At 37.3% G+C, this 20,879-nt stretch carries 22 protein-coding genes; 16 read left to right on the top strand and 6 right to left on the bottom strand.

From position 1 onward, the window contains the following. Positions 1-251: 251 nt before the first annotated feature. Complete coding sequence (gene rbsK, locus HS848_RS07095; protein ID WP_198611769.1) at positions 252-1,133, bottom strand: ribokinase; 882 nt, start codon at positions 1,131-1,133, stop codon at positions 252-254. 141 nt (positions 1,134-1,274) lie between these two features. Continuing rightward, positions 1,275-2,180 carry an urea transporter gene (yut, locus tag HS848_RS07090; protein ID WP_198611768.1) on the bottom strand — a complete coding sequence of 302 codons (906 nt, stop codon included), beginning with the start codon at positions 2,178-2,180 and terminating at the stop codon, positions 1,275-1,277. 214 nt (positions 2,181-2,394) lie between these two features. Between yut and HS848_RS07085 the strand changes: the two genes are divergently transcribed. From HS848_RS07085 to HS848_RS07055, 7 genes are read left to right on the top strand one after another with little or no spacing between them, the layout of a single operon-like run. Beyond that, positions 2,395-2,697: an urease subunit gamma gene (locus tag HS848_RS07085; RefSeq protein ID WP_107507272.1), complete on the top strand. Its 303-nt coding sequence runs from the start codon at positions 2,395-2,397 to the stop codon at positions 2,695-2,697. Positions 2,698-2,710: 13 nt separating this feature from the next. Next, on the top strand, positions 2,711-3,121 hold the full coding sequence (locus tag HS848_RS07080; protein WP_198611767.1) for an urease subunit beta: 411 nt from the start codon (positions 2,711-2,713) through the stop codon (positions 3,119-3,121). Continuing rightward, entirely contained in the window at positions 3,118-4,833 is a 1,716-nt protein-coding gene (gene ureC, locus HS848_RS07075) for an urease subunit alpha (RefSeq protein WP_198611766.1), read from the top strand. The genes HS848_RS07080 and ureC overlap by 4 nt, the downstream gene beginning before the upstream one ends. An 11-nt stretch (positions 4,834-4,844) precedes the next feature. Beyond that, positions 4,845-5,297, top strand: a complete 453-nt coding sequence (gene ureE, locus HS848_RS07070) for an urease accessory protein UreE (RefSeq protein WP_107507269.1) — start codon at positions 4,845-4,847, stop codon at positions 5,295-5,297. After that, positions 5,290-5,979: an urease accessory protein UreF gene (locus tag HS848_RS07065; protein WP_198611765.1), complete on the top strand. Its 690-nt coding sequence runs from the start codon at positions 5,290-5,292 to the stop codon at positions 5,977-5,979. The genes ureE and HS848_RS07065 overlap by 8 nt, the downstream gene beginning before the upstream one ends. Before the next feature lie 10 nt (positions 5,980-5,989). Next, on the top strand, positions 5,990-6,604 hold the full coding sequence (gene ureG, locus HS848_RS07060; protein WP_198611764.1) for an urease accessory protein UreG: 615 nt from the start codon (positions 5,990-5,992) through the stop codon (positions 6,602-6,604). Next, positions 6,604-7,461: an urease accessory protein UreD gene (locus HS848_RS07055; protein WP_198611763.1), complete on the top strand. Its 858-nt coding sequence runs from the start codon at positions 6,604-6,606 to the stop codon at positions 7,459-7,461. Before ureG ends, HS848_RS07055 begins: the two co-directional genes overlap by 1 nt. A 65-nt stretch (positions 7,462-7,526) precedes the next feature. On the opposite strand, the gene HS848_RS07050 is transcribed toward HS848_RS07055, so the two are convergent. From HS848_RS07050 to HS848_RS07040, 3 genes are all read right to left on the bottom strand, one after another. Beyond that, positions 7,527-9,173, bottom strand: a complete 1,647-nt coding sequence (locus HS848_RS07050; RefSeq protein ID WP_198611762.1) for a phospho-sugar mutase — start codon at positions 9,171-9,173, stop codon at positions 7,527-7,529. A gap of 258 nt (positions 9,174-9,431) precedes the next feature. Then, positions 9,432-9,524, bottom strand: a complete 93-nt coding sequence (locus HS848_RS07045) for a type I toxin-antitoxin system Fst family toxin (RefSeq protein WP_198611761.1) — start codon at positions 9,522-9,524, stop codon at positions 9,432-9,434. Between the two features lie 78 nt (positions 9,525-9,602). Then, complete coding sequence (locus HS848_RS07040) at positions 9,603-10,580, bottom strand: SMP-30/gluconolactonase/LRE family protein (RefSeq protein WP_198611760.1); 978 nt, start codon at positions 10,578-10,580, stop codon at positions 9,603-9,605. A gap of 280 nt (positions 10,581-10,860) precedes the next feature. Between HS848_RS07040 and trhO the strand changes: the two genes are divergently transcribed. The 3 genes from trhO to HS848_RS07025 all read left to right on the top strand — a co-directional run bounded on the left by trhO (position 10,861) and on the right by HS848_RS07025 (position 13,303). After that, positions 10,861-11,823 carry an oxygen-dependent tRNA uridine(34) hydroxylase TrhO gene (gene trhO / locus HS848_RS07035; RefSeq protein ID WP_198611759.1) on the top strand — a complete coding sequence of 321 codons (963 nt, stop codon included), beginning with the start codon at positions 10,861-10,863 and terminating at the stop codon, positions 11,821-11,823. Positions 11,824-11,962: 139 nt separating this feature from the next. Next, positions 11,963-12,946, top strand: a complete 984-nt coding sequence (locus HS848_RS07030) for a choloylglycine hydrolase family protein (RefSeq protein WP_198611758.1) — start codon at positions 11,963-11,965, stop codon at positions 12,944-12,946. Between the two features lie 51 nt (positions 12,947-12,997). Beyond that, positions 12,998-13,303 (top strand): antibiotic biosynthesis monooxygenase family protein, encoded by a 306-nt coding sequence (locus HS848_RS07025; protein WP_198611757.1) that lies wholly within the window; start codon positions 12,998-13,000, stop codon positions 13,301-13,303. A gap of 166 nt (positions 13,304-13,469) precedes the next feature. On the opposite strand, the gene HS848_RS07020 is transcribed toward HS848_RS07025, so the two are convergent. Then, on the bottom strand, positions 13,470-14,843 hold the full coding sequence (locus tag HS848_RS07020; RefSeq protein WP_198611756.1) for an MFS transporter: 1,374 nt from the start codon (positions 14,841-14,843) through the stop codon (positions 13,470-13,472). A gap of 264 nt (positions 14,844-15,107) precedes the next feature. On the opposite strand from HS848_RS07020, the gene pcp reads away from it, so the two are divergent. The 6 genes from pcp (at position 15,108) to HS848_RS06990 (ending at position 20,610) form a co-directional block, all read left to right on the top strand. Continuing rightward, the gene (gene pcp, locus HS848_RS07015) at positions 15,108-15,746 is read left to right on the top strand and encodes a pyroglutamyl-peptidase I (protein ID WP_198611755.1); all 639 of its coding nucleotides are present in this window, start codon (positions 15,108-15,110) and stop codon (positions 15,744-15,746) included. Between the two features lie 227 nt (positions 15,747-15,973). Next, the gene (locus tag HS848_RS07010) at positions 15,974-17,539 is read left to right on the top strand and encodes an ABC transporter substrate-binding protein (RefSeq protein WP_198611754.1); all 1,566 of its coding nucleotides are present in this window, start codon (positions 15,974-15,976) and stop codon (positions 17,537-17,539) included. Further along, positions 17,532-18,491: an ABC transporter permease gene (locus HS848_RS07005; RefSeq protein ID WP_198611753.1), complete on the top strand. Its 960-nt coding sequence runs from the start codon at positions 17,532-17,534 to the stop codon at positions 18,489-18,491. The genes HS848_RS07010 and HS848_RS07005 overlap by 8 nt, the downstream gene beginning before the upstream one ends. Next, the gene (locus HS848_RS07000; protein WP_198611752.1) at positions 18,481-19,248 is read left to right on the top strand and encodes an ABC transporter permease; all 768 of its coding nucleotides are present in this window, start codon (positions 18,481-18,483) and stop codon (positions 19,246-19,248) included. Before HS848_RS07005 ends, HS848_RS07000 begins: the two co-directional genes overlap by 11 nt. Continuing rightward, complete coding sequence (locus HS848_RS06995) at positions 19,215-19,988, top strand: ATP-binding cassette domain-containing protein (protein ID WP_198611751.1); 774 nt, start codon at positions 19,215-19,217, stop codon at positions 19,986-19,988. Before HS848_RS07000 ends, HS848_RS06995 begins: the two co-directional genes overlap by 34 nt. Then, positions 19,975-20,610, top strand: a complete 636-nt coding sequence (locus HS848_RS06990) for an ABC transporter ATP-binding protein (RefSeq protein WP_198611750.1) — start codon at positions 19,975-19,977, stop codon at positions 20,608-20,610. Before HS848_RS06995 ends, HS848_RS06990 begins: the two co-directional genes overlap by 14 nt. Positions 20,611-20,879: the final 269 nt, after the last annotated feature.

Raw genomic sequence — 20,879 nt, 5'->3', positions numbered from 1 at the left:
TATTGTTTGGCTCGCTTTCTTAGGGGGACTGGCTAAGCCACGGTCTTAGCCTAGCCCTGTTCCCTCAAGAGTCTCACCAACAATACTACGTTAATAAAATGTGATTTTACATCAAAACACTTTAAAAATAATATACTTTCTCAATAATATAATAAGCACTAATAAGTTAAAGATATATATCACGATTATAGAAATTCCTATTTTTTAGTCTAAGATATTTATGTCCCGAGCACTTTTTCAAACAAGACGTTCTAAACTTCTATATCATCTTGTAAATCTTCTAATGTAGGCATGCCACCTTGTGCGCCCATGCCTGTCACTGAATGACTTGCGGCTAGATTGGCAAAGGTAAGTGCTTTGGGTAATTCATAGCCTCGTTGCAAGCCGACTGCGAGTGCACCGTTAAATGTATCTCCTGCCCCCGTTGTGTCTTTCACTTCACGTTTAAAGCCTTTGATTTCAACTTGTTGCGTTCCATCATGATACACAGCGCCAAGTTCTCCTAACGTTACAATTAACTTATCAGGATAGCGTTCCAACGCTTGATCCACATCACCTTCAAACATGTTTTCACTTTCAGTTTCATTCGGCGTGATATACGTTGCTTGTTCAATTACCTCATCTGATATTTCTCTGTAAGGCGCCGGATTCAAGATAGAAATCAGATCATGCTCATAACAATATTTCACAGCCGCTTCGACTGTTTCGGCCGGAATCTCTTGTTGCAATAAGACAATATCTCCCGCCTTAGTTGATTCTAATGCATGTTGCACATAGTCCGGCGTTACTTCATTATTTGCTGAAGGTACCACAATAATACTGTTATCATTATCATTCAAAGTAATATGCGCCGTACCCGATTTCCCTTCAGTCGGTTTTACATAATCTGCGTTAACACCATTATTTTTTAAATTTTGGAAAATGTCTTCCCCAAAATCATCATTTCCAATGCGACCTACCATATGTACATGTTCTCCTAAACGCGCAGCTGCTACGGCTTGGTTGGCGCCTTTACCTCCTGGAGCAGTAAAAAAAGACTTGCCGAGTACGGTTTCACCTTTTCCAGGGACAATATCAGTCGCTACTACTAAATCCATCGACATACTACCAATAATATAAATGTGTTTCTCCATATGTCACACCTCTTTATAATTGTCTAATCTCTTATGTTCATCATACCCAAGTTGATGCTAGAGTGACAATAAAATAAAAAGAGCGAAACTGAAATCCAGCTTATACACACAGATTTCGACGTTTCGCACATATTGTTACAATTATTCAGCTTTGTCTGAACCATTTATTCTACCGGCAAACATAACTAACCACGTTGCGAAGATAAATGGCGCGGTGAAGATAGGTAACCCTACAGGCGCAAGCATAGTTGCTATAGCCCCGTGCATAACTACCGTTAATAACAAGCCGGTGATGACAGCGATATATGTATTTAATTTCGTCTTAAATGTAGCACCTAACGCAATTCCTGTAAGAATAGAGTTATAACCATATAAGCCGTTGGTAATAGATGGGTAATCGCCACCTAATGAGACAATAAATATTACGGCTAAGATACTTGAAATAACGGCAAATATACCACCTTTAACCGAGCCAATAAAGATACCGATGATAATTAATAAACTTCCAATAACCGAAGTTACAAGGAAAATTTCACTAAAGTTTGTCGTAATTCCACTTAACCAACTGATGTGATTATGACTAATGTCAGGCGGTTGAACCTCTTGCGGTAAGATATGAATCGTTACCGGTAATTTTGAAAATTGTGTAGTCATTGCTAAAACGAGCCATGTCATCAACACAAATGGAAATGTTAACATAGGTATGCCAAAGGGTTTTAAAAATTCTCGCACAGCAACGCCTACAGGTAACGTTAAGGTTACACCGATAATTAATACAATCCATGATAACGTCGAAGATTGTAAGAACAACGCTAGTCCAATGGCTGTTAGTACCGAATTGTAACCGGCTAAGCCATCACGAATTTCTTCACTACTATAATTAAAATAGGGCGCAAGTAATAATGCTAATAAGCTGCCCAACATTGCCGCTAAACCAATCTTCCAGTCTGCAATAAATAGCCCAATTAAAATAAATAGCCCTGTCCATTTATTATTAATTAATACTACTTGTGCTACATTTTTCAAAAATATGTCTATATACTTCACAAACTCACCTTACTCCTTTATATATAATCCTTATGCTTTAAAGGATACCATTATTAATAAGCCTTATAAAATAATTTTACATAATTAAATATTGTATAAATCCATTTTAATTTTAAATTGAAATTATTTGAAAGACTATATTACTTGTGAAAACTTTTCAACAGTTCTAACATAAAAATTGGACAGTCATTTTAAAAGGAAAGAAGGAATAATTTTGCATTTTACTCAGCGCGAACAAGATAAGTTAATGATAGTTGTAGCTGCAGAAGTTGCACGACGTCGTAAAGCACGCGGATTGAAACTAAATCATCCTGAAGCACTTGCTTTAATCAGCGATGAATTATTAGAAGGTGCGCGTGACGGCAAAACCGTCGCAGAATTAATGAGCTATGGTAAGACTATTTTAAATGAAGACGATGTTATGGATGGTGTTGCAAGTATGATTACAGAACTTGAAATCGAAGCAACCTTCCCTGATGGTACTAAACTCATCACTGTCCATCATCCAATCGTGTAAGGAGGATTAAATGATGATTCCTGGAGAAATTAAAGTAAAAAATACTGAAATTGAAATTAATCAAGGTCGTCCAGAAACTGTAATCACTGTTAAAAATACTGGTGACCGCCCTATTCAAGTCGGATCTCACTTCCACTTCTTTGAATCTAATAAAGCGTTACATTTTGAACGTGAAAAAGCATACGGCAAACATTTAGATATTCCAGCAGGTGCTGCAGTCAGATTTGAACCTGGCGATGAAAAGAAAATACAACTTGTTGAATATGCTGGTGATCGTAAAATTTATGGTTTCAGAGGCATGGTTAATAACACGATTGATGAAGATAGAGTATATCGTCCTACTGATGAAAAAGATGAATATGCTGGTGTGTTTAACGATGAAGGTGAAGAAAATTATAATAAAAAAGGAGAAGACGACGAATGAGTTTTAAAATGACGCAATCGCAATATACAAGTCTATACGGCCCAACTGAAGGCGATTCAGTACGACTTGGTGATACAAACTTATTTGCGCAAGTTGAAAAAGACTATGCCAATTATGGTGATGAAGCTACATTTGGTGGCGGTAAATCTATCCGTGACGGTATGGCGCAAAATCCTAACGTTACGCGTGATGATCGTAAAGTCGCAGATTTAGTCCTTACTAACGCACTTATTATCGATTACGATAAAATCGTTAAAGCTGATATCGGTATTAAAAATGGTTATATCTTCGCTATTGGTAAAGCAGGTAACCCTGACATTATGGATAATGTCGATATTATTATTGGGGCAACAACTGATATTATCGCAGCTGAAGGTAAAATCGTTACTGCTGGCGGTATTGATACACATGTTCACTTTATCAACCCTGAACAAGCTGAAGTAGCGCTTGAAAGTGGTATTACTACACATATTGGTGGCGGTACTGGAGCTTCTGAAGGTGCTAAAGCTACAACGGTAACACCTGGTCCATGGCATATCCATCGTATGTTAGAAGCAGCTGAAGCATTACCTGTTAACGTTGGTTTCACTGGTAAAGGGCAAGCTGTTAACCACACTGCTTTAATCGAACAAATCCATGCCGGTGTTATTGGCTTAAAAGTTCACGAAGACTGGGGTGCTACACCTTCTGCATTAAGTCATGCTTTAGACGTTGCAGATGAGTTCGATGTTCAAATCGCCCTACACGCCGATACATTAAACGAAGCTGGCTTTATGGAAGATACAATGGCCGCAGTTAAAGATCGCGTCTTACACATGTACCACACAGAAGGTGCCGGTGGTGGACACGCACCTGACTTAATTAAATCAGCATCTTATCCAAATATCCTTCCATCTTCTACTAACCCAACATTACCTTACACACATAACACAGTAGATGAACATTTAGATATGGTTATGATTACCCATCACTTAAACGCATCTATCCCTGAAGATATTGCTTTCGCAGATTCACGTATTAGAAAAGAAACAATCGCTGCCGAAGACGTCTTACAAGATATGGGTGTCTTCAGTATGGTAAGTTCTGACTCACAAGCGATGGGACGTGTAGGCGAAGTCATCACACGTACTTGGCAAGTTGCTCACCGCATGAAAGAACAACGTGGCGCATTAGAAGGCGATAGCGAATACAACGATAATAATCGTATTAAACGTTATATCGCAAAATATACAATTAACCCTGCGATTACACATGGTATCTCAGACTACGTAGGTTCAATCGAAGGTGGCAAATTGGCCGATTTAGTTATTTGGGATCCAATCTTCTTTGGCGTTAAACCTGAAATGATCGTTAAAGGCGGTTTAATCAACTCAGCTGTTAACGGTGATGCGAATGGTTCTATCCCAACATCTGAACCTCAAAAATATCGTAAAATGTATGGCCAATATGGCACTAATAAACAACATACTGCGATTACATTTGTATCTAAAACAGCTTATGAAAATGGAATTTACAATCAACTTAACTTACAACGTATGGTTCGTCCTGTTCAAAATATCCGTAACTTATCTAAAAAAGATATGAAGAACAATGACGCTACACCTAAGTTAGATGTAGATCCACAAACATACGAAGTATTTGTAGATGGTAAAAAAGTAACAAGTGAAGCTGCTACTGAATTACCATTAACACAAAGATACTTCTTATTCTAGGAGGTCTTTCAATGATTATAGAAGAAGTTCAAGGCAATATCGCCAACCTATCTGCCGAAGAAAAAAATAAGCACGTCGAAAAAGTTTACCTAGAGAATTCAGATTTAGTTAAACGTATTCAACGTGTCACAACGGACCACGGCAACGAAATTGGCATTCGTTTAAAACAACCTATCGACTTACAATATGGCGATATTTTATATCAAGATGACACTAATATGATTGTGGTAGATGTAAATTCTGAAGATTTACTCGTTATTAAGCCACGTACATTACAAGAAATGGGAGACATTGCCCATCAATTAGGTAACCGTCATTTACCAGCGCAATTTACAGAAACTGAAATGTTAGTCCAATATGACTATTTAGTAGAAGACCTACTTAAAACATTAGGCATCCCTTATAGTCATGAAGATCGTAAAGTCAACAAAGCCTTTAGACATATCGGACATTCACATGATTGAGCATTCACATTTAAGACTATTTCAGTTCTGTGATTCGCAATTCCCAACTGGCGCATTCAGTCATTCGTTCGGACTTGAAACCTACATTCAACACGATGCCGTGCATGATGCGACATCATTTAAAGAATGGCTTCAACTGTTTCTTAATGAACAATTAACGTATTCTGATGGTCTAGTCATGCGTTTAGTATACGAAGCTTTAAACAATGACGATGCAGACAAGGTATTGCACCTTGATCGCTTAATCTTCGTGCAGAATTTACCACGCGAAACACGTGTAGGTACAAAACAAATGGGTACTCGCATGGCGAAACTTGCAATGGAGCTTTATGACAGTGAATGGATTACCTGGTATCATACGCAAATGACTAATAAGCGTGCTAAGTTACATCCAGCCATTTGTTTTACCATATTAGGACATTATTTAGGCGTTGATATAGAAACGATTATTGATTATTATCTTTATCAAAATGTTTCGAGTTTAACGCAAAACGCGGTACGTGCAATTCCACTCGGCCAAACCACTGGTCAACAAGTCGTGACGGAAATGATTCCGTACATTGAACGTACACGTCAACACATTTTCACATTAAAAGAGGAAGACTTTGGTATGACGGCTCCAGGATTAGAGCTTAACCAGATGGAACATGAGAATGTTAATGTGAGAATCTTTATTTCATAGGAGGTATATTATGGCAAATCCAATCAAAATTGGTGTAGGCGCTCCTGTTGGTGCAGGTAAAACGCAATTAGTTGAAAAATTAGTGCGCCGTCTGTCTAAAGATTTAAGTATCGGAGTTATTACAAACGATATTTATACGAAAGAAGACCAAAAAATCTTAGTTAATACAGGCGTATTAGACGAGGATAGAATTATCGGTGTGGAAACTGGTGGTTGCCCTCATACAGCCATCCGTGAAGACGCATCAATGAACTTTGCGGCGATTGATGAGTTATTAGAACGCAATGACGATATCGAACTTATCTTTATCGAATCAGGTGGCGACAATTTAGCTGCAACATTCAGTCCAGAACTCGTTGATTTCTCAATTTATATTATCGACGTAGCACAAGGTGAAAAGATTCCACGTAAAGGTGGACAAGGTATGATTAAATCTGATTACTTTGTGATTAATAAAACAGACTTAGCAGAATTTGTTGGCGCCTCATTAGACCAAATGGCTGAAGATACGAAGACATTCCGTGGCGACCGTCCATTCACATTCACTAACCTTAAAACTGATGATGGTTTAGATAACGTTATCGAATGGATAGAACGTGATGTATTACTTAAAGGGTTGTCTTAATGGCTAAAGAAACGACTCAAGGTACTACACAACCTTGGACTGGTCAACTTAATCTCACCGTTTTCAATAATGGTAAGCGTTCAGTTGCGCGTGATATCTTCTTTGAAAAGGCCCTAAAAGTTATCCGTCCAGTCTATTTAAATAATTCGACGATTCCAACGTTCTATATCGTAAACGTGGGCGGCGGTTATTTAGACGGCGACCGTTATAATATGAATATTAATGTAGAAGAAGCAGCTTCAGTCACCTTAACTTCACAAGGTGCTACAAAGATTTACAAGACATTAAATGACCATGTAGAACAATATCAAACCTTTAATATCGCTAAAGATGGTTATATGGAGTATGTGGGCGATCCAATTATCGCGTATGAAAATGCAAAATTCTTCCAACACAATGTATTTAACTTGGACGCTAGCGCCTCAATGTTTTATACAGATATCCTAACGCCTGGATATTCGATGAAAGATGAAAATTTCACATATGACTATATGCATTTAATTAATGAAATATATGTAGATGAAGAATTAGTGGCATATGATAATCTACGTATGCACCCAAGTGAAACGGAGATAACGTCAATTGGTTATATGGAGAACTATACACATTTAGGTTCTGCTTACTGTATCCATCCTGACGTGACGCAAAAGTTAATCGATACAGTCTATGACGAAATTAAGGATTATACGAAGACTTATGATTGTCGTATCGGCATTACTCAATTGCCAACCCAGGGCTTTGCGGTACGTGTGTTGTCAAATATGACCCAGGAAATTGAAGAGATTCTTCATACTGTACAAGCCTATATTGCTAAACAGTTATATGACCGTCAATTAGATTTCTTACGTAAATACTAATTGATATAAATAAGCACTTTATAAGTTTGGGCATTGCGCCTACTTATAAAGTGCTTTGTTTTTATTTATTTTTCTTCATTAAATATATAACCGTAAATATCTTGTGTAACTTGATCGAAGTTATCTACACATAATGAAATATAGAATTTAATTTTAGGTTCTGTCCCTGATGGTCTTAGTGCAATAAATCCTTCATTAAATATAATTCGGATGACATCGGCTTGTGGTAATGTGATTGCCTCGACAGTTTGGGTTTGTTTATTTAATGTTTGTTGTATCTGATAGTCTTCTACTGCCACGACCTCAAGCCCTGCAATAGTATCTGGCACGTTTTGACGTACTTTCGTCATAATATCAGCAATATGTTGCTGACCTGCTTGACCTTCAAATACTTTAGAAGTCGGTTTATCCCGATACTCTCCTACCTCGTCATAGATTTCATTTAAAGCCCCGAGAAGTGTTTTACCTTCATTTTTCAAAATAGAAGCGTATTTAATAATGAGTGGTACGATTTGAACGGCATCTTTATCGCGCACGAAATCATCTGCTAAGTATCCATAACTTTCTTCGTAGGCAAAGAGTAACGATTCATTTGTCTCAAATTCACGAATAGCTTTAGCGATATGTTTAAAGCCAATTAAGACTTCCCGCACACTTACGCCATGTTTCAGTGCCAAGCGTTTACCTAATTCACCACTTACTATGGATTGTACAACGACGGCGTCATTAGGAATGTCAGTATATTCAAGAAGATATTTGAGAAGCAACGCACCAATTTCACTGCCACCGAAGTAATACGTGTTACCCTCACTATCTCTTTCTACAAAGCCCATGCGATCCACGTCTGGATCTGTCGCAATAATGAGATCAGCTTTAGTCTCTTGTGCTTGTTGAATGGCTAAGTCAAAGGCGTCACGTTCTTCAGGGTTCGCACTTTTCACTGAACTAAAGTTAGGGTCCACCTTACATTGCGCTTCAACTAATTTAAAGTTTTGAAAATGGAGATGCTGTAGCACATCAGGAATAATCGGTACTCCTGTGCCATGTAAACTGGTATATACTACCTTTAACTCTGATTGTGGAATAGCACCCACAAGGCGTGTTACATGAGATATGTAATCTTGATACACGTCATCAGATACAATGTGACGATTCTTTTGAATACGTCTTTCATCTAATTCAATAGTTAGGGCAAGTGGGTCACCCAATTGTTCAATATAGTCAGCTACTTCAAGCGAGGCCTGTTCATCTAATTGCGCCCCGTCTGGTCCATAAACCTTAATCCCATTATAATCTTTAGGATTATGACTTGCCGTAATCATTATGCCGGCAGAAGTTTGTAAGTATCTTACCGCGTGTGACAGTTGTGGAGTCGTTTGATATGTATCTGCCAAATAGACCTTAATATCATTAGACGCTAAAATTCGAGTGATGATTTCGGCAAATTCTGATGAGAGATGACGAATATCATAATGAATGACAATTGAAGGATGCGCCTCTTTGTCTTGTAAATAATTGGCAATACCTAGTGCTAGGCGTTGGACTGTATAGCGATTTAAACGACCTGGACCTAAGCCAAACTGTCCACGTATCCCTGCTGTACCAAATGCTAATTCAGTTTCAAAACCCTGTGCCTGAAACTCAGGTGATTGTGCATCATAAAACGATGCCACAAGACTATCTTGTTTATGTTTCGTCCAACTGTCTTTCATTTTATACACCTTTCTTATCATTATTAATTTATACTTATTCATTTTTAGTATACTGGATATTAACGTAAGTTTCACAAGATATGTGAATATTGTATAGGAGAATTACCGATATATTGAAAAGTGAGATACTTCAATAAATATTGCAATAAGTAACTCATAGTGATATAATATCCTAATAAAGTAGCTCCAACACAACACCAAACCCCTCACTGTTGGGACAGTAAGGGGTTTATTAGGTGAGCTAGATACTGTCGCTGATTACTTATTACGGTTCTTTAGCCAATACTTAAAAGCCGTAATAATACATCCTGATATGACAGGAGCAATGATGCTAACAAAAAGTAGCGCCATAGTACAAAATAACTCCAACAGACATTTTTATACTATGGTGCTTATTTTTAACTTATATCATTATTTTCTTGCTTTCACTTATTTGAATTGATAACTTTCGTGGCCTTTCGCAAATCCTTCTACTGTATAGATCATTGAACCACCTTCTGAGTCGTTCTCAATGTCATTTGTACAAATAAGTAATTGGTTTGTACCAGGAATAAATTGAGGGTGTGTTGAACGTAACATTTTACCTTCGTCTCTACCTGGCATTAAAATCTGACCAATTGGATACCCACGTTTATTAAATACTAATACACGGCCTTGTCCGTACATAGCAACGTATAGATTATCGTCGCTATCGATACAACATGAGTCTGGACCTTCATGACCGGTAAAGTAATACGGAATCGTCGCTCCAAATGGCGCAATCGTCACGCCATCATCTTCTAATTGAATACGGTGAAGACGATTTGTTGTAGTTTCAGTAACCCATAACACTGATTCATCAGTGCTTAACGCTACACCATTCGCTACTGAAATATTTTGAATGACAGGCGTTACTGTCTTGAAGTCAGGTGAAACATAATACACGCCACCTTTAGGTTGAGTAGAATACCCTCTAAAATCAGTAAAATAGAACCCGCCTTTACTATCAAAGACCATATCATCTATACAATAGTCTGTATTTAATTCCGAAATAATTTCCTCGAAGTGTTCACCGTGTTCATCAGTCGCAAAAATACCACCAGTTGACTCAAAGTCGCCTAAATAACATGTAAATAATCGCCCATCTTTATGTATTTTCACTGCAGCCGGATTTTGCTTAGTAGATTGAAAAGCCGTAGTTACCTCTTTAGATGGTAGGTCTACTTTCAAAATTTTGCCTCCAAATACTTCACATAAAAATAGATTATGCTCTCTATCAAAGATTAAACCTTCCAATTGAAGACCTTCATCCGAAACTTTTAGCCAAGGTTCCGCCGTCACTGTTTGTAACTCACTTTCAGAGATAATTGGCACTGCACTTTTAGATGCGCCAGTGTAAGTTAATTTAGGTAATGAATGATTCGTCATTATTAACGCTCCCTCTCTTTTTGAAAAGTATTATCGTAAACCATTATATTCTAAAGCTGTACTTAATTCTTATCTTACTATATGTAATCGTTTTCAAGAAGAATAACGTATATTTCTATTGCTCTATGGCAATATTTGTAAATCAAAATATTGAAAGTTACTGTAATTTTGGTAAAATTATATAATGTTGAATTTTGTAAAAAAGTAATGATTTAATATTTATACACATTACACGGCTTGCCCTTATGATAAATTAAAATTTTTAGAGGAGAATCAGAAAATGGATTATAGAGTATTATTATATTATAAATATACTACAATTGATGACCCTGAAACATTCGCATCTGAGCACTTAGAATTCTGTAAAGCAAACAATTTAAAAGGTAGAATCTTAGTTTCTACTGAAGGTATCAATGGTACATTATCAGGTACTAAAGAAGATACAGATAAATATATCGAACATATGCATGCAGATGAGCGTTTCGCAGATATGACTTTCAAGATTGATGAAGCTAAAGGTCACGCTTTCAAAAAAATGCACGTTCGCCCAAGAAATGAAATCGTTGCTTTAGGTCTTGAAGATGATATCGATCCACGCGAAACAACAGGTAAATATTATTCACCTAGTGAATTTAAAAAAGCTTTAGAAGACGATAATACAGTTATTGTCGATGCACGTAATGACTATGAGTTCGATCTAGGTCACTTCCGTGGCGCGATTCGTCCAGATATTACTCGTTTCAGAGATTTACCAGACTGGATTCGTGAAAACAAAGACCAATTAGAAGGTAAAAACATCGTAACGTACTGTACAGGTGGTATCCGTTGTGAAAAATTCTCTGGCTGGTTAGTTAAAGAAGGTTTCGAAAACGTAGGTCAATTACATGGCGGTATCGCAACTTACGGTAAAGACCCAGAAACTAAAGGCGAATACTGGGACGGCAAAATGTACGTCTTCGATGAACGTATTAGCGTTGACGTTAACCAAGTCGAAAAAACAGTTGTCGGCAAAGAACATTTCGACGGCACACCATGCGAACGTTACATTAACTGTTCAAACCCAGAATGTAACAAACAAATCTTAGTATCAGAAGAAAATGAAGAAAAATATCTTGGCGCTTGTTCATACGATTGCGCTAAACATGAGCGTAACCGTTATGTCGCTAAACATAATATTAGCGATGAAGAATGGAATCGCCGTCTAGAAAACTTCAAAGATGTGCCTGAACACGCACACGCATAATTCAAAGAGAGGGACAGAAATTCCACTAAATTTCTGCCCTCTCTTTTTATTATTCACAATCGATATACATTGAAATATCCAGATACAAACTTTATAATTGATAATAGTTCTCAACTATAAACGAACGGAGTTGATTAATATGTGTACGGGCTTTACTTTTCAAGCAAAAAATGGCGACATCATCTTAGGTCGTACAATGGATTATGATTACCCGCTTACCGGCCATCTCGCCGTGCAACCACGCAACTTCTACTGGGAATCCCGTGTAAATTATAAAGGGACGACTAAATACGGTTTCACAGGCGCCGGTTCTGATATGGAAGGATTCATCTTTGGCGATGGCGTCAATGAACATGGACTCGCCATTTCCAATCAATATGACCGTGATTATGCTTCTTATGCGACAGAAGTTCGCGAAGGTTATATCAATATTTCTCAAACCGAAGTGCTTACATGGGCGCTTGGCTACAATAAAACTATCGATGAAATTATCAATAACGCACCACAAGTCAACGTTGTTGGTCATACATTAAATGATATTAACGAAGCGCCACCGCTTCATTTCCACGTATCCGATAAAACAGGTCGCACTGCAGAAATTACATTTGTCGAAGGGCGTATCGTCGTACATGACAATCCAGTCGGCGTACTTACCAATAACCCCGACTTAAACTGGCACTACGAGAATTTAAAAAATTACGTTAACATTACACCGTATAAACCACAAAGTAAGACATTGAATGGTATTGAACTTAAGCCTCTAGGCAATGAAGGCGGTACGTTTGGCCTTCCAGGAGGTTACACGTCTGGCGAACGCTTTGTCAGAGCAGCATATCTTATTAATAATATGTTACCCGATGATGGCGATGATGCTGTACTAGACGCCTTCAGAATTCTTGATAGCGTCAGCATTCCTAAAGGTGCCGTTCGTCCTTCTGAAAATGAGTTCCATTACACGTTGTATCAAACAGTATTCAATCTTACTGACCAAACAGTTTATGTGAGCTATTATAATTCTAATCGTATCGCCCAATTACAGTTAACCGATGACTTATTAAATAGCGACGATTTAGTAATATTCGAGCCTATTCCACAAGGCATTGCTACGGAACATGTAAAATAGACTTTAGGGAGTCTATTATGTAACTAATTTAAAATTTAAGGGGATGTTGATATGTTTATCTCACAAGCTACTTTCTCAACTGACGAAGAAGCAGGTAAAGAAATATTAAAAAATAAAGCTGATAACGCAAAAACAGATTTTGAAGGTTATGAAGGACTAATAAGCGTAGAAGTTTGGAAAAGCGAATCTAAATCAAAGGTAGAATATTCTATTGTGTCAAAATGGGAAGATAAAAAACACTTCCAGAATTGGGTTTCTAGACCATCACATGTTGAAGGACATAAAAAAATGAGACAAGATGATAAGCCGAAACCAAACATAGAGAAAAAATTAAAAAAATATGAATTATATGATTAATATGTGAGTTATTGTTTAGGAGCAGAACAGAAATCTAGGGAGTACGTCTCGCCAACAATACATCTTACTTTGATTCAAGTAGAGCCTAGAACATTTTAAATGCTAAATGTTCTAGGCTCTTTTCATGTATATAGATTTATATCTTACATTTACTTTACATCAATTTTTAAGCTTTTACATTTTTTGGTATTAGGATAAAGGCGGATGTGACACCGAGTATCATAATAACAGCTCCGGCAAAGAATGAAATCATAGCCGCTATTTCTACTGGATAAATTTGTTGGGATATCGTAAAGATTGTGGTGTTCAAGGCAATACCGAACGCTCCACCAAGTGTAGCCCCCATTTTGTATAAACCAGTCGCAAAACTCACTTTTTCTTCTGGCATGTTAAACACCGCAATCGTTAAACCAGGTGTAGCTACTAACCCATTACCAATCGCACATATTACAAATGCAAACGTAACTAGACCTACATACCAACTTGGGGTTAAGAACGTTAAACTGATCAAAATAATCCCAATTGCCGGGAATAATGGACCCGCAATTAACATACTTTTCCCACCGTAACGTTGGATTGCTTTTTCACCTAAACGTACCATCGCAATAGCCATGAAGACGTACGGCACAGTGACCAAGCCTGTTTGTGCTTCACTCATGCCAAATTGTTTTTGCGCATAACCATTGAAGACGACAGTTGTACCGACACCTGTATTGACTACAAAGTTATTCAATGTTGAACCTAGAAATGCTCGATTTTTTACTATTGAAAAATCGATAAATGGCGTGGTTCTGCCTTTTTCAAAAAGATAAAAAATCGTTAATGCGACGAGGCCGAGACCTGCTACTGTTAATGAGAAGTTACTTGTCCAACCGTATGTGAAACCTTGGGTCATGAGTAGCATAACGCAAGCGATGAAAATACCGAAGATGAGCATTCCGATATAATCGAACGGTTGATGATCACGTTCTGCGCGAGGCGTTTCTTTCTTACGGCTTAGGATAAGAATAGCAATCACGGATAAAATAATGGAGCATGCAAAGATGAATTGCCAACTCCAAAGACTAGAAATAATACCGCCGACATATGAAGAAAAACCAATTCCGCCTACTGTAGCTATCATCATAAAACTATAGGCTTTACGTAAATTCTGACCTTCGAATTTGTCAGATACGAGACCGATAGTGGATGGTAATAAAATTGCTGCTGAGAAGCCTTGGAAGATACGACCAATTACTAGGAATGGTGTAGCTGGTACAATGATTAAACTTAGACAACCAATAATACTTAGTACTAGCCCAATAATGGTCATCTTGAGGTTACCTACTTTATCTGCAATATCTCCTGCGCCAACCATGAAGATACCTGTAACAAATGAAACTAAGCTAATGGAGAGATTCAATGTTGAATCTGTGGCGCCAAATGTCTTTTGGACACTTAAGCCTATATTAATAAATGATTGTGCGAACAACCAATATGTTAACACTGCAAAACTTGTTGCAATGACTAAACTCCAGTCAAATCTATTCTGATGTGTCATCACACCTACACTCCCTTATCAAGAAATATAATATTTATTACTGAGAATAATTCTCAATTAACTTAGATTATTATATCACGCGATAAAGAGAAGTACTATACCATTCTAGGTTTCGAGAAAGTTTTTACACCTAAATACCAACAGATTAGAAGATAATTTCAGTCAAAATTCTATAATCATGATATAAATGATATAAGATGAAGAATTACTAATATATGTTTATTTGTTTAAACTCGACACATAGTAGTAAGGAGGATGTAATTTATGAAGATATTAGTTACGGCGTTTGAGCCATTTGGTGGGGAAGTTATTAACCCCGCGTTAGAGGCAGTGAAACGATTGAACGCTACAATTGGTGAACATGAGATTACGAAGTTAGAGATCCCTACAGTATTCCATGATTCAATAGAAGCAATTCATACGATGTTAGCTCAAGGAAACTATGATGCCGTGTTAGCAGTTGGACAAGCTGGTGGACGAAGTGCATTAACTCCAGAACGTGTCGGTATTAATATCGATGACGCTCGTATTCCTGATAATAAAGGGCAACAACCAATCGATATCCCTATTCAACCAAACGGTGCGCCCGCCTACTTTTCAAATATGCCTGTTAAAAAGATGACTGAAGCCATTAAACAAGCTGGTGTCCCTACAAGTCTCTCCAATACAGCAGGTACCTTTGTTTGTAACCATATCCTCTATCAATTAGGATATTTAGCTGAACAATCTTACCCTAACTTACTATTTGGCTTTATTCATGTGCCATTTATTCCAGAACAAGTGACTACTAAACCAGAGACACCTTCTATGTCTATTGAAACGATGACTAAAGGACTTACTGCGGCTATCAAAGCTATTTCATATGAAGACGATATTAAAGTTGCACTAGGTCAAACACACTAGAAGTTAAATTTTACTTCTATATTAATAAGCTACTTCTAATAACTAGGGTGTGATTATATTAAATGAGATAGCTCGCCCTTAAAGTGAAAAAAATCTACCTCGCCAAATTTTAATAATCTTTGAAAAGCGTGTATCATATAATAATGTCTTTGATAGATTTATATATTTTGAATATAAATTAAATTCTAAATATATATACATTAATACAATTGAAAGAAGGTAAAACATTGAATAAGCGCATGTTATCTGCCCTTACCATGTGCGCTACGCTAATTTTAAGCGGTTGTGCTCCACATCAACATGATAATGAGAAAGAAGTTAAAGTATCATTACCTCGAGAATTTAATCCTAAGCAACTTGATGCTCAAGGTTTCGATGCCCCTATGCCAGTGTATAGCGCAGTCTATGAATCTCTTGTGAAGTATGGTAAGAATGGCAAGATTGAGCCTGGTCTCGCCACATCATGGAAGGCTTCAAGTGATGGTAAAGATTATCTATTCCATCTAAAACATAATGTGAAATTTAATGATGGTTCTCAATTTGACGCGTCGGCGGTCAAATTTTCAATAGAAAGAGCGAAGGCAACAGATACCACCGACCCTATGGAGACGTTAGACAAGTTACAATCCGTTACAGTGAAGGACAAATATACGGTCGAGATTAAATTAAAAGAACCGTCCAACCAAGTCTTACCCGAATTAACACAAATCAGACCGCTTCGTATAATGAGTCCACATGCGGTTAAAGATGAAAAAACAACAGGTAAGTTCGAGAAAGCAATTGGCACAGGGCCTTTTAAAGTGGCAGATTCAACGAATGAAACAGTCACATTTAAACCCAATACATATTATCGTAACGGTCACCCATTGGATTACAATTTAACCTTCCAATCCATAGAAGATAGTGATTCACGTCACCTTGCTATAGAAAGTAATTCTATCGACATTACAGGTGGTGCGTTAGGTCAAATGACGCCACAACAAGTTAAAGAATCGCAACGTAGTGAGAATTTAAAAGTACATAAATATCCAAGTACTGAAACACAGTTTATGGGCTTTAATCCTCAACACAAAGTACTGCAAGATAAAAAAATGCGTGAAGCTATCAGTAAAGCAATCGATACAGAAGACCTCTCATCAAATAAAAAGTTGAAAGGTTTATTCCAAAGTGGCGTGCAATATGTGAATGCTAACAATCAACATGACCATCGCTATGCACCTAATGAATCAGAGAAATTGATTAAAGAGTTAGGTTATGAGAAGAATTCGAACGGTTATTTTGAAAAAGATGGCAAAGTACTCTCATTAAAACTAGCACTTCAAACAGATGAGTTCCCAGAATGGAAGACGAAAGCCGTAATTATGCAACAAGCATTGAAAAATGTAGGCATTAAGTTAGATGTTAATGTATTAGACGCCCAAACGTACTATGAAACGTTAACGGTACGTAAGGACTTTGACCTTATTTACTATCGTACATATACCAATGCTTTAATGCCGTATAACTTCCTCAATGCGCGCTTTAAACAAGCCGATCAACAACCCGGCGCCTTTGCGGATGATGCGAAATTAACCGGCATGATTAAAGAATTCTCATCTATTATAAATATGAATCAGCGTCAACAAGCATTCGACAGACTATCCAATTATATCGATAGCCAATACTTAGTCCTCCCTATCTCCTATCCAGATGAAACGTTTGTGACAAGTCCGAAGATTAAGCAATTCCAATTTTCAGGACAAACTGACGCACCGATAAACTTTGATAAATTGAAGGTATCCGATCATGATTAGTATCGTAAAACATTTCATAAAGTTAATTATTTATTTAATTGTCATTTCATTTATTCTATTTGTACTGTTGGAAAATACTACCGGTAACCCGGCCATTCAGTATTTACAAGAACATGGTGTCGCACAAATTACGCCTGAACGCATCAAAATGGCGCAAGATAAATTAGGCCTTAGCCAAGCAATGCCGATTCGTTATGTGCAATGGCTCGGCCACGCCTTTACCGGCGACTTAGGCACAAGCTTTAGTAATGGCGAGCCTGTCACAGACCGTATTACGCAAGCTATTGTTCCAACGCTTAAGCTTATTCTAGGTTCAGCTATTATTTTATTCCCACTCGGGTATATTATTGGTTATCTTTGCGGGAACTATCCACGTAAAAAGTGGGCAATCATTACTACGCGTATATCTCAAATAATTACATCATTACCTGAATATTGGTTAGCGATTATCTTTATTTACTACTTTGGCGTCAAATGGCATCTCTTCCCATTTGTAGGTAGTAACAGTTGGCAATACTTCGTCCTCCCTATCACCATTTTAGTATTAGTGGAAGGCAGTCATATGGTGCTATTGAGCAGTCATCTTTTTGAAAATACACTTCATAGCCAACCATATCAATTGGCTCAACTACGCCATTTCAAACTCAAAGATCGCATCTACGTTCAAGTAAAAGAAATTCTAGCGCCATTATTAACAATTACCATTAATAATTTCATTCATTTGTTTAGCCGTATCATTATCCTTGAATTCATCTTCAGTATTTCCGGTTTAGGAAAATTGTTAATTAACGGTATCAACCTACGTGATTACCCATTAATTCAAGGTATTCTTATGATTATTATTTTAATGATTATGGTACTGAATTTCTTCGGCGACTTATTACTTGAAAAGAGTGACCCACGTCTTAGAATGTCTAAAAAGTTAGGAGGCCGTGTGACCTATGAAGATTAAACATTGGATATGGCCTATTATCATCATCATTTTAGCATTGCTTGCCTATTTGTTATACGACAAAGCGAACACTATTCATCAATCTGAAGCACTATTACCTCCTAGTCTGACACACTTACTAGGTACCGATCACTTAGGACGTGATTTTTTAACACGTCTATTTGTAGGTAGTATCGTTACACTCGGCTTAACAACTTTAATTCTAGTCGTCACCGTCGCATTAGGACTTATTCTCGGATTACTATCGGCGCTTGTCGGTAAATGGCTTGATTCCATGATGATGGCCTTGGCCGATATGTTAATCGCTTTGCCTGCAATTATTATTGCATTGGTAATTTTAGGATTTATGAACAATTCTGTACTTGGCTTATGTTTCGCTTTAATTATCGGATGGCTTGGTCGCTATTTACGTTACTTTAGAAACTTAGCACGAGACGCTAAAACACAACCTTTCGTTAAATACGCATCATTGAGCGGCTTTTCAAAGTTACAAACAACAATTTATCATATCGTCCCGCACCTATTAAGTAACGTAATGGCGCTGATTACTGCGGATTTCGGTAAACTGATGCTTAGTATTTCCGGCTTAGCCTTTATCGGATTAGGCGTTAAGCCACCACTGCCTGAGCTAGGCGCCATTTTATTTGATGGTAAAAGTTATTTCTATTCTGCACCATGGTTATTCTTCTTCCCAGGTGTGTTGTTAGGAGGTTTCGCACTCATATGTCAACTACTCAACCGTCGCTACATTCGTTAACGCCGTTACTTCATTTTGAAAATGTCTCAGTCTACGACGGCGAAACAGCATTATTAAATAACGTGAATTTAGAAGTGTTAGAAGGAAGCTTTCATTGTTTAGTAGGTGAAAGTGGAAGCGGTAAATCATTATTAACACGTACGGCACTTGGCATGCGTCAACCTCAATTGCGCTACGACGGCCAAGTCGAAATAGACATAGATAATACCGATGCCATGTTTCAAGATACTAATAGTAATTTCTTCCAAAATGTTAAAATTCACAAACACTTTGACGCGCTATTTGATTCATTAAATTCAACATTGTCACGTAAAGAACAACATGAATTTGTGAAACGTCAATTTACACATCTCGGTTTAGAACAACCGCAAGAATTACTACATTATTATCCTTTTCAATTGAGTGGAGGTATGGCACAACGGATTGCGTTAGTAATGTCTATTGTCCGTGAAGCGAAGTTTCTTATATCTGACGAACCTACTAGCGCATTAGACTATGAGAACCGTAATGGTTTGATGTGGCTCTTAAACCATGTTGTGCGTGAACATAACATGACCATTCTTTTTATTACGCATGACTTAAGTTTAGCGATGGATTACGCTACACACATTAGCGTCATGCAGAATGGACAAATTATTGAAAGCGGAGACGCTAAAGAGATTTTAGAGTCTCCTCAGCATCCCTACACTCAACAATTGATTGAACTGGCGAATAGGAGAAATCGTTATGTTGCAGATTAAACAGTTGAATAAGTCATTTTCAGAAAAAGAGATTTTTAAAAACTTTAATTTAGAAGTAAATAAGGATGAAAATTTAATTATTAGTGGTGTAAGTGGGAGCGGTAAGTCTACCCTAGCTCAAATCATGGCAGGGTTAGATGATGATTACCAAGGAATTGTGAACTACAATGATTTAACACTTGGCAAGGTATCGCGTCATGAATGGATGAAACATATTCAATATGTCCCACAATATAATGCGATGACGTTAGATCCTCGAAAAACGGTGAAATGGACACTACAACAACCATTAAAGAACTTTAACATTTCTTCTAATGAGCATGAGACCAGATTAAATAATGTGTTGTCGCAATGTAAATTAGATAGAGATTTGTTAAATAAAAAGGTAGGTACGTTAAGTGGTGGTCAATTTCAGCGCTTATGGATTGCCAAAGCGTTACTAGTCAATCCAGATATTCTTATTTTGGATGAAGCTACAACAAACTTAGATGTAATTAATGAAGAAATGATTATTCAAATGTTACGAGAATTGAAAAATCTTCAATTAATTATTATTACACATGATCCCTATTTATTACACAGCCTACCGGGTAAAAAGCTAACTATTGGCCAATCACATTAATTTAAACTATAACGAAAGCTCGAAGATGTTCTAGAATACAATCTTCGAGCTTTTTTATTAATACTTCGTATTGTTGGGAGCGGGACAGAAATCTAATTTAATTTCTAAGATTTCGTAGTCCCGCCCCGGCAAGGTTGACTAGAAATGAAGAAAGTACAGGTTGGATGCATTTTCATTTCAGTCAACTACTGCCAAGCTTGGTCTCGACACTCATCCTCTTCCCCTAGGAGTGTCACCAACAATACTTCGTTAATTGCAATGAAATTTAT

It is taken from the genome of Staphylococcus caledonicus, assembly GCF_016238465.1.
In the GTDB taxonomy this organism is placed as follows: Bacteria; Bacillota; Bacilli; order Staphylococcales; family Staphylococcaceae; genus Staphylococcus; species Staphylococcus caledonicus.
The sequence above is the reverse complement of the archived record's forward strand: the minus strand, read 5'-3'. Positions and strand labels throughout refer to the sequence as shown.

What these genes read in the sequence shown, in the direction of transcription:
- HS848_RS07030 (WP_198611758.1), top strand. Translation starts at nt 11,963, where the DNA reads ATGTGTACGGGCTTTACTTTTCAAGCAAAAAATGGCGACATCATCTTA.
- HS848_RS07005 (WP_198611753.1), top strand. Translation starts at nt 17,532, where the DNA reads ATGATTAGTATCGTAAAACATTTCATAAAGTTAATTATTTATTTAATT.
- ureC (WP_198611766.1), top strand. Translation starts at nt 3,118, where the DNA reads ATGAGTTTTAAAATGACGCAATCGCAATATACAAGTCTATACGGCCCA.
- HS848_RS07065 (WP_198611765.1), top strand. Translation starts at nt 5,290, where the DNA reads ATGATTGAGCATTCACATTTAAGACTATTTCAGTTCTGTGATTCGCAA.
- HS848_RS07020 (WP_198611756.1), bottom strand. Translation starts at nt 14,843, where the DNA reads ATGACACATCAGAATAGATTTGACTGGAGTTTAGTCATTGCAACAAGT.
- trhO (WP_198611759.1), top strand. Translation starts at nt 10,861, where the DNA reads ATGGATTATAGAGTATTATTATATTATAAATATACTACAATTGATGAC.
- HS848_RS06995 (WP_198611751.1), top strand. Translation starts at nt 19,215, where the DNA reads ATGTCAACTACTCAACCGTCGCTACATTCGTTAACGCCGTTACTTCAT.
- HS848_RS06990 (WP_198611750.1), top strand. Translation starts at nt 19,975, where the DNA reads ATGTTGCAGATTAAACAGTTGAATAAGTCATTTTCAGAAAAAGAGATT.
- HS848_RS07045 (WP_198611761.1), bottom strand. Translation starts at nt 9,524, where the DNA reads ATGGCGCTACTTTTTGTTAGCATCATTGCTCCTGTCATATCAGGATGT.
- HS848_RS07055 (WP_198611763.1), top strand. Translation starts at nt 6,604, where the DNA reads ATGGCTAAAGAAACGACTCAAGGTACTACACAACCTTGGACTGGTCAA.
- rbsK (WP_198611769.1), bottom strand. Translation starts at nt 1,133, where the DNA reads ATGGAGAAACACATTTATATTATTGGTAGTATGTCGATGGATTTAGTA.
- pcp (WP_198611755.1), top strand. Translation starts at nt 15,108, where the DNA reads ATGAAGATATTAGTTACGGCGTTTGAGCCATTTGGTGGGGAAGTTATT.
- HS848_RS07025 (WP_198611757.1), top strand. Translation starts at nt 12,998, where the DNA reads ATGTTTATCTCACAAGCTACTTTCTCAACTGACGAAGAAGCAGGTAAA.
- HS848_RS07080 (WP_198611767.1), top strand. Translation starts at nt 2,711, where the DNA reads ATGATTCCTGGAGAAATTAAAGTAAAAAATACTGAAATTGAAATTAAT.
- HS848_RS07040 (WP_198611760.1), bottom strand. Translation starts at nt 10,580, where the DNA reads ATGACGAATCATTCATTACCTAAATTAACTTACACTGGCGCATCTAAA.
- HS848_RS07000 (WP_198611752.1), top strand. Translation starts at nt 18,481, where the DNA reads ATGAAGATTAAACATTGGATATGGCCTATTATCATCATCATTTTAGCA.
- HS848_RS07050 (WP_198611762.1), bottom strand. Translation starts at nt 9,173, where the DNA reads ATGAAAGACAGTTGGACGAAACATAAACAAGATAGTCTTGTGGCATCG.
- ureG (WP_198611764.1), top strand. Translation starts at nt 5,990, where the DNA reads ATGGCAAATCCAATCAAAATTGGTGTAGGCGCTCCTGTTGGTGCAGGT.
- ureE (WP_107507269.1), top strand. Translation starts at nt 4,845, where the DNA reads ATGATTATAGAAGAAGTTCAAGGCAATATCGCCAACCTATCTGCCGAA.